The organism is Streptomyces sp. NPDC002076 (assembly GCF_053593835.1).
The window spans coordinates 41,618-55,920 of record NZ_JBSFDI010000033.1 but is presented as its reverse complement, the minus strand read 5'-3'; the positions used below and the strand labels follow the sequence as shown (position 1 = coordinate 55,920).

Sequence of the window (14,303 nt, the reverse complement as noted above, 5' to 3'; positions counted from 1 at the left end):
CTATCGGGTGGCCGGGGGAGGCAGAAGCTCGTGCGGCCCGCGCCATGGTGCCGCCCTCACAACTGGGTGGGGGTGGGCCGACAGGTCTGCCGGTAGAACGCCGAGCTCTCCACGATGCGCGCGGGGTCCAACTGGTGCTGCTTGGCCTGGGAGATCGACCAGGCCGCGTTGATCAGTCCGATGTGGCTGAACGCCGCCTGGGGGAAATTGCCCAGCAGTTCCCCAGTGGCGGGGGCGACCTCCTCCGCCATCGGGCCCACGTCGTTCATCGCGGTCGCGGTGTGACTATGCCCCGAAAGTGGCCGCCGGGTGATGGTAGGCGCGGAGATCCTGGGGCTTGCACACAGTCTGTGGGACGTCGAGGAGTGCTGGGGCGCACCCGTACCATGCAGCGTCGGTTGTGCAGGCCGCCGTCCCGCGTCGGCGTGTACTTCGTCCTAGCGCTCTGGCTGTTCCCCGAGCTCGGTTACGCGCGGGTGTGAGACAAACCGACGGCCGGACTGTGACGAGAGTGCGTACCCTTCGTATCGGAGAAGGCACTGCGCGATCTTCGTCGCCGTCGCGGCGCCGCCCTGTTCGAGATGCTGTTCGAGACGGTCGCAGGTCCCCTGGCGTGGCCGTCGACTCCCGGTGTGTGCTGCCGCAGCTGGCGGACCGTCACCTTCGACGGCTGCAGTTCCATGAAGGCACTGGACGACCCTCGCGTCACAGGAGTGCTGGGCAAGCGGATGGCACGTCATGGGGGGTTATCCGCATCTGCGGCTCATGGCCCTGTGCGAAACCGGCACCCTTGCGTTCATAGCGGATTCCTTCTGTCGAGCGCGCCGGGCCCGCTTGCCCGGCAGGCGCAGAGGTTGGTCTGTCCCGAAGCACGTCCTGGCGTCGTGCCAGGACGATGCTGCTGATTCCCGGGACTGAAGAAGGCGGCCGCATCTCATCTGCCGTTCGGGCCGCCCCGAGGCTGGGGCTGGCGCCCTTCGGGCGCAAGGTGCGGGGACCCATGAGGCCCAGCTCTCAGATCCCTGAACCAACCCAAGCCAGTCAGGCACGGGCATGAGGCCGCCGGTCGTGGTGGGCGACGCCGCCTATGGCACCCAATGCACACCTGCGAGCTGCGCTGCCCGACCGCGGAATCGACTACGTGCCGGCCGTCCGCGCGGATGTGACCGCCCACCCCTTCGACGCGGAGCCCGAGACGCCAGACCGCAACGGACCCATCGGCTGCTGGCCCCAGCCCCGCTACCGCCACCCCGCACCGTCGGTGGCGGCCCTGGCCGCCGGCCTCGGACGGAACTCCTTCACATCCCTCGCCTGGCGGCAGGGCTCGCGAGGAGAGTTACGTTCCCGCTTCGCCGCAGTGCGTGTCCGTCCTGCCGGCAAGGCCGTCGAGCGTCCGGTCAAGGCCGCTGCTTCGGCCGAGCAGGGCTGGTGGGACGGGGTTCTGCCGGCATCAGCCAACTCCCCACGCAACACGAAGGCGGGTGACTCGTGGGGGATTTCGCCCACCACGACCCTGCCACGGCCGGTGGCTAGTAGTGTGCGGGGCGGCCATCGCGCCTGACCCCGACGGGGAGGGTCGTGATCGCGGGCTTTTGCGCGCCGGCGGGAACGGCCCGGTCGAAGCCAGGCCCGGGAAGGGGATGTCGGCGGGGGTGACGCGCGCCCGGCGGGCCTGGTCGCCGGGCGCGCGTGTCACGGCTTGGCTGCTCAGACCTGTGCCATGCCGCCGTCGGCGAAGAGCTCGACGCCGGTGATGAAGCTGGAGGCGTCGCTGCAGAGGAACGCCGCGGCCTTGCCCATCTCGCGCGGGTCGGCGATCCGGCCGGTGGGGTTGCCCTCGCCCATCTTGCGGACCGCGGCGGGGACGGCGTCGGCGCCCTGCGCCATGGCGAGGGCGCGCCGCAGGGACTCGGTGTCGACCGCACCGGGGCTGAGGACGTTCATGCGGATGCCGGAGCCCTGTAGTCCTGGATCCAGGACCGGATGAAGGCGCGTACCGCGGCCTTGGCGCCGCCGTACAGGCCCATGCCGGCCGGGGGCTGGATGGACGCGGTCGAGCCGATGATGACGACCGTGCCGCCGGGCGGCAGCAGCCCGATCGCCGACTGGACGGTGAACAGGACGCCCTTGGCGTTGACGTTGAAGGTCCGGTCGAACTGCTCCTCGGTGATCGCGCCGAGCGGGGCGTGCGCGCCGATGCCGGCGTTGGCCACGACCGCGTCGAGGTGTCCGTGCCGTGCGATGACCTCTTGGTAGACCGCCTCCATGTCCGCGAGCTCGGTGACGTCGGCCACGATGCCCGAGGAGTCCGGGCCGATCGTGGCGACAGCCTCGTCCAGCGCCTTCTGGTGCAGGTCGGTGATGACCACGCGGGCGGCCTGGTCCACGAATTCCTGGGCGATCCCCAGGCCGACGCCGGACGCGCCGCCGGTGACCACGGCGACCTTGCCTTCGAGCGGGAGGCTCATTGTTTTCTCCTCTGGGTGGGGTGTGTCCGCACCCTGCGGACGAGGGCGGTATGTGCTCTACACTCGTAATACGAATTCGAGAGCTCGGTCCCAGTGGTCGCTTCCGGCAACTCGGCTCGAACTGATAAAAGGCCCGTGTGCCGCGACGTGCTGAGCGATGCAAACTTGTAGTTGATCAGCCCTCACCAGACGACCGGGCAGTGCGGACCCTGTTCGGAGAACCTGCGCGACCCGATGGACGGGATCATCTTGCGGTTCCGCAGCCAAAGCCCGTGGCGGGACGTGCGGGAGGTGTTCGGCCCCTGGCTCACCGACCGGTTCGCCCAGTGGCGCCCGGCCGGGGTGCTCGCCGCCGTTATGGAGACCGTGATCGTCGAGTCCGCCCGCCGCGGGCAGGCGGACTTGTCCTTGGTCAGTTCCGCGTGCCTTCCCGCCGCCTGGTCACCAGCGCGACCGACTGAAGCTTCGCCAGATACTGCGACGTCGCGGCCTCGTGGGCACCTAGAGGATCCGGGCCTGTTCGCTCACTGGCAGCTCGTGGCCGTTCGGCGCCCACAACAACCGGTACGGCGAGGGATCCACCACCGCCTTCGGCACCGCAACCGCCCGGTCCGCGACTTTCCAGTCCCACGCCTGTCCTTGCGCACCATGCAACGATGGTGCCGGCGCCCTACTCGAAGCACTCCCGGCCAGGACTGTTGTTTGCAGGGTAATAACACGCGCGCAGGCTCGAAGGCCGAGGTGCGGCAATCATGGTCGTCGTGATCAGCTGTTGATCCACTGGTCGGCCGGTGCTCACGACACTCTGCGTGTGCGCTTGAGGGCCGGTGATTTCGATGCGGAAGCCGGGATGGGTGGGCCAGGCGCGGATCCAGCCGGCTCGGCACGTTGGACTGGCGCGGATCTCCAGTCGGGTGCCGTCAGCAGCCGTGTGTTTCGCCAGGGTCATCGGATCCTCGCAGGCCGTGGTGCGCGGGTTGCGGCCCTCGCAGGTCCCCAGTCGGCAAACGGGCGGGTGGGTGGCCGGTGCTGGGCTTGACGTGCTGGAGGCATGAATGACAGCGGCGGGCACCAGCATCATGGCGCACAGTAGGAAGACTGCGGCAGCAGCGATCCTGGGACGCCTGTCGATCAAACCAGATGCGGCCAGGAGCAGTTGGCGTGGGAACCGAGCCACGGAGGCCTCGACAGGATTCGCGGACGGTTGGAGATGACGGTCGGCGGAACCGTGTCCGCGTCGTCCCCACGCCGCATCTGCCGCCTCCCACTGCTGGTCAAGTCGGGCCTCGTCCTCACCCGTCGCCCGGCACAGCGCCCTCACCGCATGCAGCGGAGGAAACTGCTTGCCGTTGAGGTATCTTTCCCACGACGATTTGCTGATGGCTGTGGCCGTTGCCAGTTCGGCCAGGGTGACGGGGGTGCGGTCTTTCAGTATGCGCAACTCGGCAACAAGGCGCACACATGCGTCGGGCAGCGTCTGTGGCGGCCTCTGCCAGTTCGAATTCAGTGCACTGCCGTTCCCTCGACTCCTCGTATTCACCGCACCTCAGTCCACATGACGTAACAGCCCCCAAGTCTGCTCGCCGACAATCCCGTCGACAGGCACGTGATCTTGATGCTGGAGCTGCTTGACTTCCGTTTCTGTGTGCTCGCCGAAGTATCCGTCGATATCACCGGGCGACAGCCTGTGACGCAGGAGCAGGCACTGCACTTCCGCGGCTGCCCGACCCGTGTTGTTGCGCATGACGAGCTGCGACGTGGTGTCACTGTTTCCTGCGTACAGCATGTCGCCGCGCCGGGTGTACCTACATGTGTACTTCCCCACCCCGGTGACGCCTTCTGACTTTTCAGAGGCTCCAGTGTGGGCATCCACTATCAATAGAACGGAGGTCACCGCCGACAACAGCAAGGCGGCTCCGGACACGGTCAGTGCCCCCACCCGAATTCTGGCTTCACCGCCTTGTCGTTTCGCACTGCCGTCGCCCGAATCTCGGACGGACGGATCCTTGATTCCGGCCGCGTGACGCAATGCCAGCAATGGAGCCGGGTCCTCACCGACCAGTTTTGCCAGAGCTTCGACGGCAGCGGTTGGCGGCAACACTTTTCCGTTCAGATACCGTTCCCACGACGAAGTGCTGAAAGGTGTCTTCGCCTGGAGCGACTTCAGGCTCAGCCCACTCTTGTCCTTCAAGCGCCGTAACTCCGCCACCAGCTGGCACTCATCCTCGCCGAGTGCTCGCGGCAGTTCCTTCCACCTCATGTTGCTTCCACGACAGCACCAGCTCCCCTTGGCGGGGGACTCGTTCGCAGAAGAGGTGCCGGCCGCCCCCTAGCCACACCACTCACATGGAACATGCCGCCGCGGACCGGCGTCCAGATCCAATTCGGACATGGACATGCGGCACCCGGTCCTCTTTGAGCGTCCCGGGATGCCTTCCCTGCTGGCTGGGATTCTGCACGTCACCGCTGGGGATTTCCCGGGAAGTCTCCGACTGACGGGTGGGTCTGCAAGACCTCTCGCTCGTCGGTCAGGCTCCTGCCCACAGCCGCGCTCCGGCGGCGGCGCGCCCCGCAAAGGAGTGCGGGCGCCCGGCGGCTCCGGTCGCCTTACGGTTGCCGACTGGATGTCGTCCGACAGGGAAACGAGGGAAGGAAACCGAATGGCTGAGCTGATGGGCTCCATAAGCAGGCGCGCGGTAGCGGCCGCCGCTGCCGCCGTGTGCGTCGGCGGCCTGGGTGTGGGGCTGGCCCCTGCCGCGCAGGCTGCGAACATCGACACGTGGTCCAGCTTCTCCCAGTCCTGCGGGACGTACATGTGCCTCTTCTACAGCCCCGGCCTCACCGGAGGTAGCTGGAGGCCCAGCGGCACCAGTTACTCAAATCTCAGCGGCTATACGTTCAGCAACGGCCAGGCCGTCCGCAACAACGCTGCCTCGATGGGCAACAACACCACCAACTGCAACGTGACGACCTGGATCTCGCCCGGCTTCACCGGCCCCCACGCCGACAACACGCTGAACAACAACTGGCTCCACCCGGGCCACGCCGGGAACCTCAACAGCTATCTGCGCAACAACGAGGCGTCGATCAACGTGAACAACTGCACCTGACCGGCCATGTGACCAAGGCGGGGGCCACGCGCCCTGTGGCCCCCGCCACCGCCGGCAACGGAAGGGAATAGGTGTGACCCCACGGTGGACCAAGGCAGTGGCGCTGCTGCTGGCGCTGACTGCAGCAGCGGCAGCGGGCGGCTGTTCGGAGACGAAGCCGTCAGCCCCTGTGCTCACAACCGATACCGGCGCCGCTGCCACGAATGTGAACCGAATGCCGTTCGACGCCTACCAACTCAGCCCCACGCAGCAAGCGGAGCAGTCAGTCCTCTACGCCGTGATCAGGAACAGGTGCCTGGGAATTCTCGCCCCTGGTCCGGAACGTATCAAACGGCAGATACAGGAGTCCGTGGCGATCAGCCGCGAGTTCGCGTCCCGGCGTTACGGCATCAGTGATCCGCAACTCGCCCGCGCCTACGGTTACCATCTCAGCCCCCGGACGCTGGGAGTGTCGCGCCCGAAGTCGCTGTCGACATTCACTGCCTCGGAGCGAAAAAGACTAGCGGCCTGTTCCACTCGGGCCGACGCGATCGTATACGGCAGCGATGCACAGCAGACGGGTGGTCCGGGTGCGTCGATGGCACGGAAGACGAGGGACGCCTTCGAGGCGACCCAGCGGGACCCTCGGGTCAAGGCCGTCTTCGCACGGTGGTCGGCGTGTTTGAAAGCATACGGCTATCGCTATGCCAATCCCATTGACGCCGCCAAGGACGTCCGCTGGTCGGGTGAACAGTCCAAGCCAACCACGCTGGAGATCGGCGTCGCGAGAGCCGACGTCGCCTGCAAGGCGCGGAACCGTCTGGTCGAGATCGAGTTCACGATCGAGTCTGCATACCAGCGAAAGGCACTTGACAACTCGGAATCGACATTCGCCGCAGTCAAGCGAGCGCTCGACAAGGACGCCGCGCGCATCCGCACGCTGATGCCGCAGTACGCGAATTGACCGCCGGCGCCAACGGCCGGTTGGCGGCTGACGTAGGTGCCAGCGGACAGCAGGGGAAGCCTGCGGGGCCACCACGGGCTTTCCAGGCCAGGAGCGGAACGAGATCTTGAGATTGCGCCAGGGGACGTGGATTCCCGCCGATCTATGTGCCGATCTATGCGAACGAGCCGCATGGCTGGATCGCGAGGGGGGCCGCCGGACACGGAGTCCAACTGCCACACGGTGGCCAGCGGTGAGCTCCTCCGGTTGGCTCTGGACCCCGGATGCGCCCGACCGGCACGGTACCGTCTCAGGCTCCGCCGCATCTCTGCCCCTCCCGCCCGACTCGCGCTCTCCTGCGCGCTGGTGGTCCTCACCCCGGACCCTGGCGTGCTCACGGTGCTGCCCATCGGATTGGGCCATACCTGCCCAACGGTTCCGGCGAGTCGGACCCTACGACGGCCAGGGACGTTTACCGGGACTACCCGAAGGCGTGCGAGGAGTCGCGGCAGATATGCGCCAAGGTGACCACCGGCCTCGCGCGCGTCGTGCCAGAACCCGGAAGTTGGTGAGATCGCGTACCCAGGGATGTGTGCCGGCTCCACAAGCTGCCCGGCATCACCACGCCGGTCGGGCGTCCCTGCCCGCCCGCTCGGCTACGGTTCGACCGCATCTCCCAGCCCTGACTCTGTGAGCTGGGCGAACGATGGACCAGGCTGCGGCTGACGTCCGGGCTGAGCATCGGCGCGGCCCGCGCCGGGGTCGACGCGCTCAGCTGCTTCGGCGGCTTTCCTCACGTTCGCCGGCGTCGCTGCGCTCGCGGAGGTCGACCGGCCGCTGCTGGAGCACTACCTCGCCCATGTGATGGCACAGCCGTGCGGGTACGGCATGAAGAAGACGCGGATCGGTGCGCTCAACCTGTTCTTCCAGAACATCCGGCAGTACGGCTGCGAGGAAACGCTGCCCAGCACTGCGGCCTTCTACGTCGGCTACGTCCCTCCGGTCCCCGAACAAGTCGACCGCCGCCTCCCCGAGTACGTCATGACCCAGGTCGAGTCGCCCGGCAACCTGGACCGCTGGCCCGACGCGGCGGGTCGGCTGGTCAGGCTCATCCTCACCTCGCTGCGGACTGCGCTTCTCCAGCGCTCTGGCCTTGGACTTCGACTGCCCCCTGCACGACGGCCAAGGTGCTCCCTATCTGCGCTACTTCAGAGGTCATCTCATTTGGTGAGTCGGCGGTAGCAGATGTGGGTGCAGGCAATGCTGGTGAAGGCCAAGAAGTGGCTGGCTTTGCGTTCGTAGCGACGGTGCAGTCGGCGGCATCCGGCGAGCCAGGCCATGGTGCGTTCGATGGTCCAGCGGTGACGGCCGAGCCGCTCGGAAGACTCGATGCCTTTACGGGCGATGCGGTGCCGGATGCCGCGTGTGCGTAACCATCGCCGCAGGTGATCGTGGTCGTAGCCCTTGTCGGCGTGCAGCTTGGCCGGACGTCGCCGGCGTGGTCCGCGACGGGAGCGGATGGGCGGGATCCCCCGTACGAGCGGTTCGAGTGCCTGGCTATCGTGCAGATTCGCGCCGGAGATCCCCACAGAAAGAGGCAGTCCGGTGCGCTCGGTGATCAAGTGGATCTTCGAGCCGTACTTGCCGCGGTCGACAGGATTCGGACCCGTCAGTTCCCCCTTTTCAGGGCCCGCATGTTCACGGAGTCGATCGCGCAGCGCGACCAGTCCAGCTCTCCGCGAGAGCCGAGCTCGTCGAGCACCAGGCGGTGCAGCTTCGCCCACACCCGGGCCTTCGACCACTCGGCGAATCGCCGGTGGGCCGTCGCTCCCGAGGGCCCGAACGACGCGGACGGCAACTGCTGCCACGTGCAGCCCGACGTGGCCACGAACACGATCGCGGCCAGGACCTCCCGGTCACCGTGGCGGCGCCGGCCCCCACCCTGCGGCCGCGACGGCGCCTCCGGAACCACCCGCTGGAACAACTCCCACAACTCATCCGGCACCAGCCGCTGAACGATCCCCACGTCGGCAGGCTACCGACCTGGAGGAGAAGGCCCGCAGTCAGTGGCCTCTTCGGCGCTGGGCGTCGAACCGACGCAGCACTCGTACCAGACGCCACACTCCGGCCGCCGCTCCGAGCAGCGCACCCCCCACCAACACACCCTTCTCCGCTGAACCAGAGATGCCAAAGGCTAGTGCGAGAGCCAGAGCGACGGCGAAGACCGCCGCAGCCAGCGCGACGGCAGTCACCAGGGCGAAAACGATCTCTACCGTCATTGCGTCCTTTTCCCACCGCGACTCACGCCCCATGTCCATGCTGCAAGTCTCACATCACGGTCAAGCCATGGCGCCTGGGCCGAACAGCACCTGACTCTCACCTGCTGAGGCCCACTTGCCAATTGAGATGACTTCTCAATACCAAGATGAGGCGCGAGGCGACCGTGCCCATCGATGAGGAACTCGAAGCAGCCGTTCGCGAGCAACATGGCACCCCCATCGGCCTCCGCACCGCTACAACGCTCCATCCGGTCCGCGTGATCTGCTCGACGCGTGCGCCGCTGTGCGCGCCCCGCTTCTCTGCCTGCCGAACTACACCGTTAGTGTCTTCGGTGAGCGGTTGCTTGGACACGGCACCGGACACGGGTTTGTGAGCATCCTCGCCTACGCGGAGGGCCACCCGGTCGGCTACGCCTACCCCCCACGTTGTAGCACGGTGACCGGTACAGGCAGCGCACCAGCCCGGCGCCAGCGAAGGCGTGCACCAACCGCTCGGTCCTGGACGAGATCCCGATTCGCTGGGTGACAGCCGATGCCGCCTATGGGTTTCAGTTAAGGCTGGCGGTCCGCGTTGGCGCAGGCGATTCGTGCTCTTCCACGTCATGGCCACCGCCCGGCACGACACCGTGGTCACCCGCAGGGGCATCGACCGTCTCGTCCACGACCTGTTCAATGGCCTTGCCCGGCAGAACTGGAAGCTGCGGCAACGGGGCTCACGGCCGCAGGGGCTTGCCGGGTGCGGCGCGGGTCTGGTTGGGTACCACCGCCCCCGACACATGGGGCGTGCCGGGCAGGGTGGGGAGCGGAGCGAGCAGCGTGCACACGACGGTACGGCAGGACGGCTCGTGGCCCTTGCCCGACGGGCTGGCGCAGGCGATTCGTGCCACTGCTGAGGAGATCGCCGCGCTGGTGCGCAGCGCGAGCGACACGGCACTTGCCGTGCCGGGGTCAAAATGGACCGTCGGCGAGGCCGCCGCCCACCTGGCCACAGCCAACGAACTGATGGCCGACCTGGCGGCCGGCCGGGAGCGCCCCTACGGCGACGGAACGCCCCAAAGCCTGGCCGAGGCCAACGCACAGTCTCTCGCCGTCTTCACAGAACGTAGGGCGGAGCCACTCGCGACGATGATCGCGGAGCAGGCCGAGGCATTCCTGGACGCTGTCTCGCGCCCTGCCGCCCACGGCCCGGTACCAGCCACACCCCTGGGCACGATGAACCGGTCGGTTCTGGCGTCGTATCTGCTCACGCACATGCTCGGCCATGGATACGACCTGGCCCGCGCCCTGAAACGCCCGCACATGGTCGACCGGGGACGGGTGGGGCTGTGCATGCCATTCATGCTCTCGGTCATGCCGCGTGTCGCGGACCCGTCAGCCACGGCTGGGCTCACGGCCCGTTACCGGATCCGGCTGCGCGGGGGCGAGACATTCGGCGTGGCCCTGGCCGACGGGGCCGTGCAGGTTACCCCGGGTGCGATGCGACACCGCGCGGACTGCACCATCCTGCTCGACCCCGTCGCCTTCCTGCTCATCGCGCTCGGTCGGCTGAATCCCTGGCGTGCCATCGCCCAGGGGCAGGTCCTCGCCTGGGGCCCCCGGCCCTGGCTGGCCTCTCGCTTCCCGACCCTGTTCACCGCACCCTGACCCGGCTGACAGGCCGGACGCCGTAGTCAGCCGCAGTTTCGCCGTGCCAGCGCGGCATGGACGGCTGTCGGCCATCTCTGTCGATGGGGGCTCGACACGGTGCACTGCTGCTTTAGGGTGCTCGCTGCGCCGAGCAGGAGGGAGATCATGCAGACTGCCGACGAGTCGCCGACGGTCATCAGCACGCCGTTGAGGGTTGCGGCTTTCCGACGGTTCGTGCTGGCCAATCTCATTTCAGCCACCGGGTCTGCCATGGCCCCTCTCGCGCTGGCTTACTCCGTCATCGAGCAAGGAGGAGGGGCCGGATCCCTTGGCCTGGTCCTCGCCACGAACACCATCCCCACGATCGTGTTCCTTCTCGTGGGCGGCCTCTTCGCGGACCGCGTGTCCCGAAGCCGGGTCCTCTTCCTCGGTAATCTGCTGGCGGCCGGCGCGCAGGGGGCACTGGCGGTCATCGTGGCCTCTGGACTTGCGACGACGGTGTCGATCGCGGCGTGTGGATTCCTCTCGGGTACCGCAGCTTCTTTCATCGTGCCTGCCACGCGGGGGGCCATCGCGCAGATCGTTCCAGCGGAGCAGTTGCAGCAGGCCAACGCACTGCTCAGACTGCCGAGCAATGCGGTGAAGGTCCTGGGCCCGGTCGCTGGCGGATTCGTCGTCGCGGCCAGTGGCGCGTCATGGGCCCTGGCCTGGGACGCGTTCACGTTCGCCGCTGCGGCTGTCCTGCTTCTCGGTCTGCGCCTGGGCGCCCCGCTCACCAGGCCCGCCGGCGTTCTCGCGGACCTGCAGGCGGGGTGGAGGGGCTTTTGGTCGCGTACCTGGTTGTGGACCTATACGGCTGCCGGGACTGTGCTCGTCGCGGCGTGGCTGGCAGGCTTCCAGCTTCTGGGCCCTCTCGTCGCCGCTCGCCAGTATGCGGGTGCACGTGACTGGGGCCTGGTCCAGGCCGCTTTCGCCTCCGGCCTGCTGGCGGGGACCTTGGTGTGCCTGCGCTGGAGACCGTACCGGCTGCTCATGGTCGCGGTCACGGCGGGAGGCGCTCTTGCGTTCCCTTTGACGGCTATGGCCTGCGGCTTGCCGCTCCCTCTTGTGCTGGTGACCGCCTTGCTGGCCGGCATCGGACTCGATGTCGCGATCGTTGCCTGGAGCACCGCATTTCAACAGCACGTGCCTCAAGGCGAACAGGGCCGGATGAGCGCGTTCAACGGTGTAGGGGAGCGCCTCGCCATCCCTCTCGGCTATCTGATCACCGCCCTCGCGGCCCGGTCGTGGGACAGCCAGAGCGTGCTGCTGGCATGCGCCGGGTTGATCGCTGCTGCCGTCGTCCTCAATCTTTGTGTCCGGGAGGTGTACCGCATCAACCGTCTCACCGAAATCGATGGGGTCAGCGCCACGTAGTGACCTGTGATTGAAGACGGGCGGCCATGGGCACTGGGCCAGTGGCTGGACCGCGTAAGAGGCTGGTCCTGCGGGTGTGGGCCGAGGAGATGACGCTGTCCCTGATAACGATCAGTCCCGTTCGGTTTCGCGGGATGCCGGTTGTCCGGTGCTTCGGCGGGTGATGTGCCTGGTCATGAGGGTGATCGCAGCCCGCGTGATCAGCGACTCACAGTGCTGGACGAGCAGTTCCCAGTCACCGGCATGACGGCGCGCGTGCATGATCCACGCCAGCGGCCTCTGCACCATCCAACGGCGGGGCAGGACGACGAACCCGGGAGTGTTCTTCGGCCTGCTGACGGCTTTGAGGGTCAGCCCGAGGTGCTGCTTCGCCCAGGTCACGAACTGCCCGGCGTAGGCAGAGTCGGCCCAGACGATGGTGATCTCGGGTGCATCAGCCGCAGCCGGAACGGCACTTCCTTGGCCGCGTCGCGGTCGGTCATGTCGGCTGTACGTGTGGGCCGATGACACCGAGGGTCTGTGCGCATCCGACGAGGCGTGGGCCGGCCTGCTGCGCGATGCCGCAGGCGCGGCATGCGCGACCCCGGAGGCCGGCACGGCTCGGGCAGTTCGGAGCGGGCCGCGGGATGTGGCAGCGCAGGGCCGGGGAGGGAGCCGGCCGCGACCGGCGTCGCCGCCCTCCGCCAGGTCTCCCGCGGCTACTGGCCGGCCTGCAGGCGAGGTGGCGCCCACCCCAGTCGTTGAGGACGGGGAGTAGGAACGCATGCAGGGGAGGGCCGAGGCAGACCTCGGGGACGTCCTCGCCGCGTTCGCCGGGTTCGGCAAGGGCCGGCCCCTCACCGGGGCAGCCGCCGACGACCGCCGTTGGTGAGACGGCGAGAAGGCAGGCGGATGATCTCAGCTCAAGCCGGGCGGCGCCGCCTTGCCATGGCCGTTGTCCGGCTCTGCACCCGCCGGGCGAACCGTTTCTTCCATTCCCCGCCGACGCGACTTCTTCCCCACAGCCATCGCAGCAGCCGCACGAGCCAGCTGCGCTTGCACCTGCTCGAACCCTCGCGACCGTGACCGCTTCCGCTTATGACTTCCGCTCATACACGTCCAACGCCCCACCGCATGGTCCGTAACGGCAATACCCCCGAATGGAGCACGTAACTTCGGCCCCGGGCAGCGTCATGCGACGACCACCGAGGGACGAACCCGCCCCGCATCGGGGCCGGGTCTGTGATGATCCGACTGCTTCCCACCGCTCCTGACCGATCAGGGAGAGACAAGGGCCACGGAACCCGCGTTGTGGCCGCCTGGCCGCACACCGTCCGTGGCCTTTCCCCCGCCGCCTGATCGTGTCCCATCGAGTGCAACGCCAGTGCGTCAAAGGTGTGTGCGCCTTGTCAAGAAGGCGGGACCTCATGGTGGTTCGCGTGGTGTCGAAGCCATTGCGAGTGTCCCGGAGGTCCCGTTGCCGCAGAATTCTGTCAGCGTCAGGTCCGGCGCGACAGCCCTGGACGTCTACGCGCCTGGCCGTCTGGGCGAGTTGACTGAGATCATCGACCCGAGTTGGTCGACGCGGTCCTGGAAGACACCGGCGTCCGCACGCAGCGGCTGCTCCCGGCGCGCGTTGTGGTGTACTTCGTGCTGGCCCTCGCTTTCTTCGAGCGATCCTCCTACAAGGCGGTATGGGCCAAGCTCACGGCGGGACTGGACAGTGTGCCCGTGGCCCGCCCGTGCCCCTCGTCGCTGGCACATGCGAGCCCGCCTTCGTTTGCCGATACCGAGTACAAAACCGAGCCTCACGCCGGCGGCCGGGTGAGCTTGGCGGCCACGGCATCGAGGACCCAGTCCAGGCCGGTCGTGAAGGATTCCTCGGCGTCCACGTCCGTGCCGTCGTACACGGCCTTGGTCAGCGCAGGGAAGCGGCCCGTGGCCAACATTCTCGTCACATGCGGGCCGGAGGCGCGCTGCCATTCCCGTTTGGACAGGCCCGTGGCGCGCTCGGCCCGCAGGTTCGCGATCTCGCGCCTGATCGCGCCAGTGAAGTAGGCGCTGACAGTCTCCACGGCGCGCATGACGGTGTCGACGTCGGCGAGGCCGTCGAGGGCGGCCAGCGTGGCCTCGGTCACGGCGAGGCCGTTCGGGCCCAGGGCCGGGCGGCCGCCGAGCAGGTCGGCCAGCCATTCGTGACGGAGAGCGGCCTGCCTGGTGCGCTGGGCGAGAACGCGCAACGCTTCCCGCCAGTCACGGGGCTGCGCCTCGGGGAGAATCTCGGCCTGGACCTCGTCCACCATGAGGTCGAACAGCTCCTGCTTGGTGGAGATGTATCCGTACAGCCGCATCGGGCCGGCGTTCAGCCGGGCGGCGACCTTGCGCAACGACACCGCCTCCAGCCCGCCTTCGTCGGCCAGCGCGATGGCGGCGGCGACGATCCGCTCCCGGTCGAGCGGCACGGGGCGAGTCGGCGGCTCCGGCCGGTCCCACACAGTCATGG

Annotated in this window: 13 protein-coding genes and 5 pseudogenes; 9 read left to right on the top strand and 9 right to left on the bottom strand. The window is 67.8% G+C overall.

Going from position 1 to position 14,303, the window contains the following annotated elements:
- Nucleotides 1-56 precede the first annotated feature (56 nt).
- Nucleotides 57-269 carry a hypothetical protein gene (locus tag ACWCQS_RS41795; RefSeq protein ID WP_451009350.1) on the bottom strand — a complete coding sequence of 71 codons (213 nt, stop codon included), beginning with the start codon at nt 267-269 and terminating at the stop codon, nt 57-59.
- A 96-nt stretch (nt 270-365) separates the two neighbouring features.
- Here ACWCQS_RS41795 and ACWCQS_RS41790 point away from each other — a divergent pair.
- Both ACWCQS_RS41790 and ACWCQS_RS41785 read left to right on the top strand, forming a co-directional pair.
- Nucleotides 366-813: pseudogene (locus ACWCQS_RS41790) on the top strand (transposase domain-containing protein); the annotation flags it as partial.
- 237 nt (nt 814-1,050) lie between these two features.
- A pseudogene (locus ACWCQS_RS41785) lies at nt 1,051-1,447 on the top strand (transposase); the annotation flags it as partial.
- Between the two features lie 260 nt (nt 1,448-1,707).
- Here ACWCQS_RS41785 and ACWCQS_RS41780 read toward each other — a convergent pair.
- Both ACWCQS_RS41780 and ACWCQS_RS41775 read right to left on the bottom strand, forming a co-directional pair.
- Nucleotides 1,708-1,944: an SDR family oxidoreductase gene (locus ACWCQS_RS41780; protein WP_451009349.1), complete on the bottom strand. Its 237-nt coding sequence runs from the start codon at nt 1,942-1,944 to the stop codon at nt 1,708-1,710.
- The gene (locus ACWCQS_RS41775) at nt 1,941-2,468 is read right to left on the bottom strand and encodes an SDR family NAD(P)-dependent oxidoreductase (protein ID WP_451009348.1); all 528 of its coding nucleotides are present in this window, start codon (nt 2,466-2,468) and stop codon (nt 1,941-1,943) included. Before ACWCQS_RS41775 ends, ACWCQS_RS41780 begins: the two co-directional genes overlap by 4 nt.
- A gap of 171 nt (nt 2,469-2,639) precedes the next feature.
- On the opposite strand from ACWCQS_RS41775, the gene ACWCQS_RS41770 reads away from it, so the two are divergent.
- Nucleotides 2,640-3,233 (top strand): transposase, encoded by a 594-nt coding sequence (locus ACWCQS_RS41770; protein WP_451009347.1) that lies wholly within the window; start codon nt 2,640-2,642, stop codon nt 3,231-3,233.
- On the opposite strand, the gene ACWCQS_RS41765 is transcribed toward ACWCQS_RS41770, so the two are convergent.
- Nucleotides 3,139-3,927, bottom strand: a complete 789-nt coding sequence (locus tag ACWCQS_RS41765; RefSeq protein WP_451009346.1) for a helix-turn-helix domain-containing protein — start codon at nt 3,925-3,927, stop codon at nt 3,139-3,141. The genes ACWCQS_RS41770 and ACWCQS_RS41765 overlap by 95 nt on opposite strands.
- Before the next feature lie 87 nt (nt 3,928-4,014).
- Nucleotides 4,015-4,728 (bottom strand): helix-turn-helix domain-containing protein, encoded by a 714-nt coding sequence (locus tag ACWCQS_RS41760; RefSeq protein WP_451009345.1) that lies wholly within the window; start codon nt 4,726-4,728, stop codon nt 4,015-4,017.
- A gap of 400 nt (nt 4,729-5,128) precedes the next feature.
- On the opposite strand from ACWCQS_RS41760, the gene ACWCQS_RS41755 reads away from it, so the two are divergent.
- Entirely contained in the window at nt 5,129-5,578 is a 450-nt protein-coding gene (locus tag ACWCQS_RS41755; RefSeq protein WP_451009344.1) for a peptidase inhibitor family I36 protein, read from the top strand.
- Between the two features lie 97 nt (nt 5,579-5,675).
- Complete coding sequence (locus ACWCQS_RS41750) at nt 5,676-6,521, top strand: hypothetical protein (RefSeq protein ID WP_451009343.1); 846 nt, start codon at nt 5,676-5,678, stop codon at nt 6,519-6,521.
- 1,199 nt (nt 6,522-7,720) lie between these two features.
- Here the strand turns inward: ACWCQS_RS41750 and ACWCQS_RS41745 are convergent.
- Together ACWCQS_RS41745 and ACWCQS_RS41740 are read right to left on the bottom strand one after the other, a co-directional pair.
- Nucleotides 7,721-8,520 (bottom strand): IS5 family transposase gene (locus ACWCQS_RS41745; RefSeq protein WP_451009381.1). Its coding sequence is split into 2 segments (ribosomal slippage): nt 7,721-8,172 and nt 8,172-8,520, totalling 801 coding nucleotides; the frame shifts between segments, so codons are not numbered across the junction.
- A gap of 43 nt (nt 8,521-8,563) precedes the next feature.
- A complete protein-coding gene (locus ACWCQS_RS41740) occupies nt 8,564-8,818 on the bottom strand; it encodes a DUF6332 family protein (protein WP_451009342.1) in 255 nt (84 codons plus the stop codon).
- 417 nt (nt 8,819-9,235) lie between these two features.
- On the opposite strand from ACWCQS_RS41740, the pseudogene ACWCQS_RS41735 reads away from it, so the two are divergent.
- From ACWCQS_RS41735 to ACWCQS_RS41725, 3 genes and pseudogenes are all read left to right on the top strand, one after another.
- Nucleotides 9,236-9,505, top strand: a pseudogene (locus ACWCQS_RS41735) (IS701 family transposase); the annotation flags it as partial.
- A gap of 90 nt (nt 9,506-9,595) precedes the next feature.
- The gene (locus ACWCQS_RS41730; RefSeq protein WP_451009380.1) at nt 9,596-10,423 is read left to right on the top strand and encodes a maleylpyruvate isomerase family mycothiol-dependent enzyme; all 828 of its coding nucleotides are present in this window, start codon (nt 9,596-9,598) and stop codon (nt 10,421-10,423) included.
- A 147-nt stretch (nt 10,424-10,570) separates the two neighbouring features.
- Entirely contained in the window at nt 10,571-11,821 is a 1,251-nt protein-coding gene (locus ACWCQS_RS41725) for an MFS transporter (protein WP_451009341.1), read from the top strand.
- Between the two features lie 156 nt (nt 11,822-11,977).
- On the opposite strand, the pseudogene ACWCQS_RS41720 reads toward ACWCQS_RS41725, so the two are convergent.
- Nucleotides 11,978-12,291: pseudogene (locus tag ACWCQS_RS41720) on the bottom strand (IS5-like element IS4811 family transposase); the annotation flags it as partial.
- A 1,084-nt stretch (nt 12,292-13,375) separates the two neighbouring features.
- Here ACWCQS_RS41720 and ACWCQS_RS41715 point away from each other — a divergent pair.
- Nucleotides 13,376-13,507, top strand: a pseudogene (locus ACWCQS_RS41715) (transposase domain-containing protein); the annotation flags it as partial.
- A 101-nt stretch (nt 13,508-13,608) separates the two neighbouring features.
- On the opposite strand, the gene ACWCQS_RS41710 reads toward ACWCQS_RS41715, so the two are convergent.
- A complete protein-coding gene (locus ACWCQS_RS41710; protein WP_451009340.1) occupies nt 13,609-14,301 on the bottom strand; it encodes a TetR/AcrR family transcriptional regulator in 693 nt (230 codons plus the stop codon).
- Nucleotides 14,302-14,303: the final 2 nt, after the last annotated feature.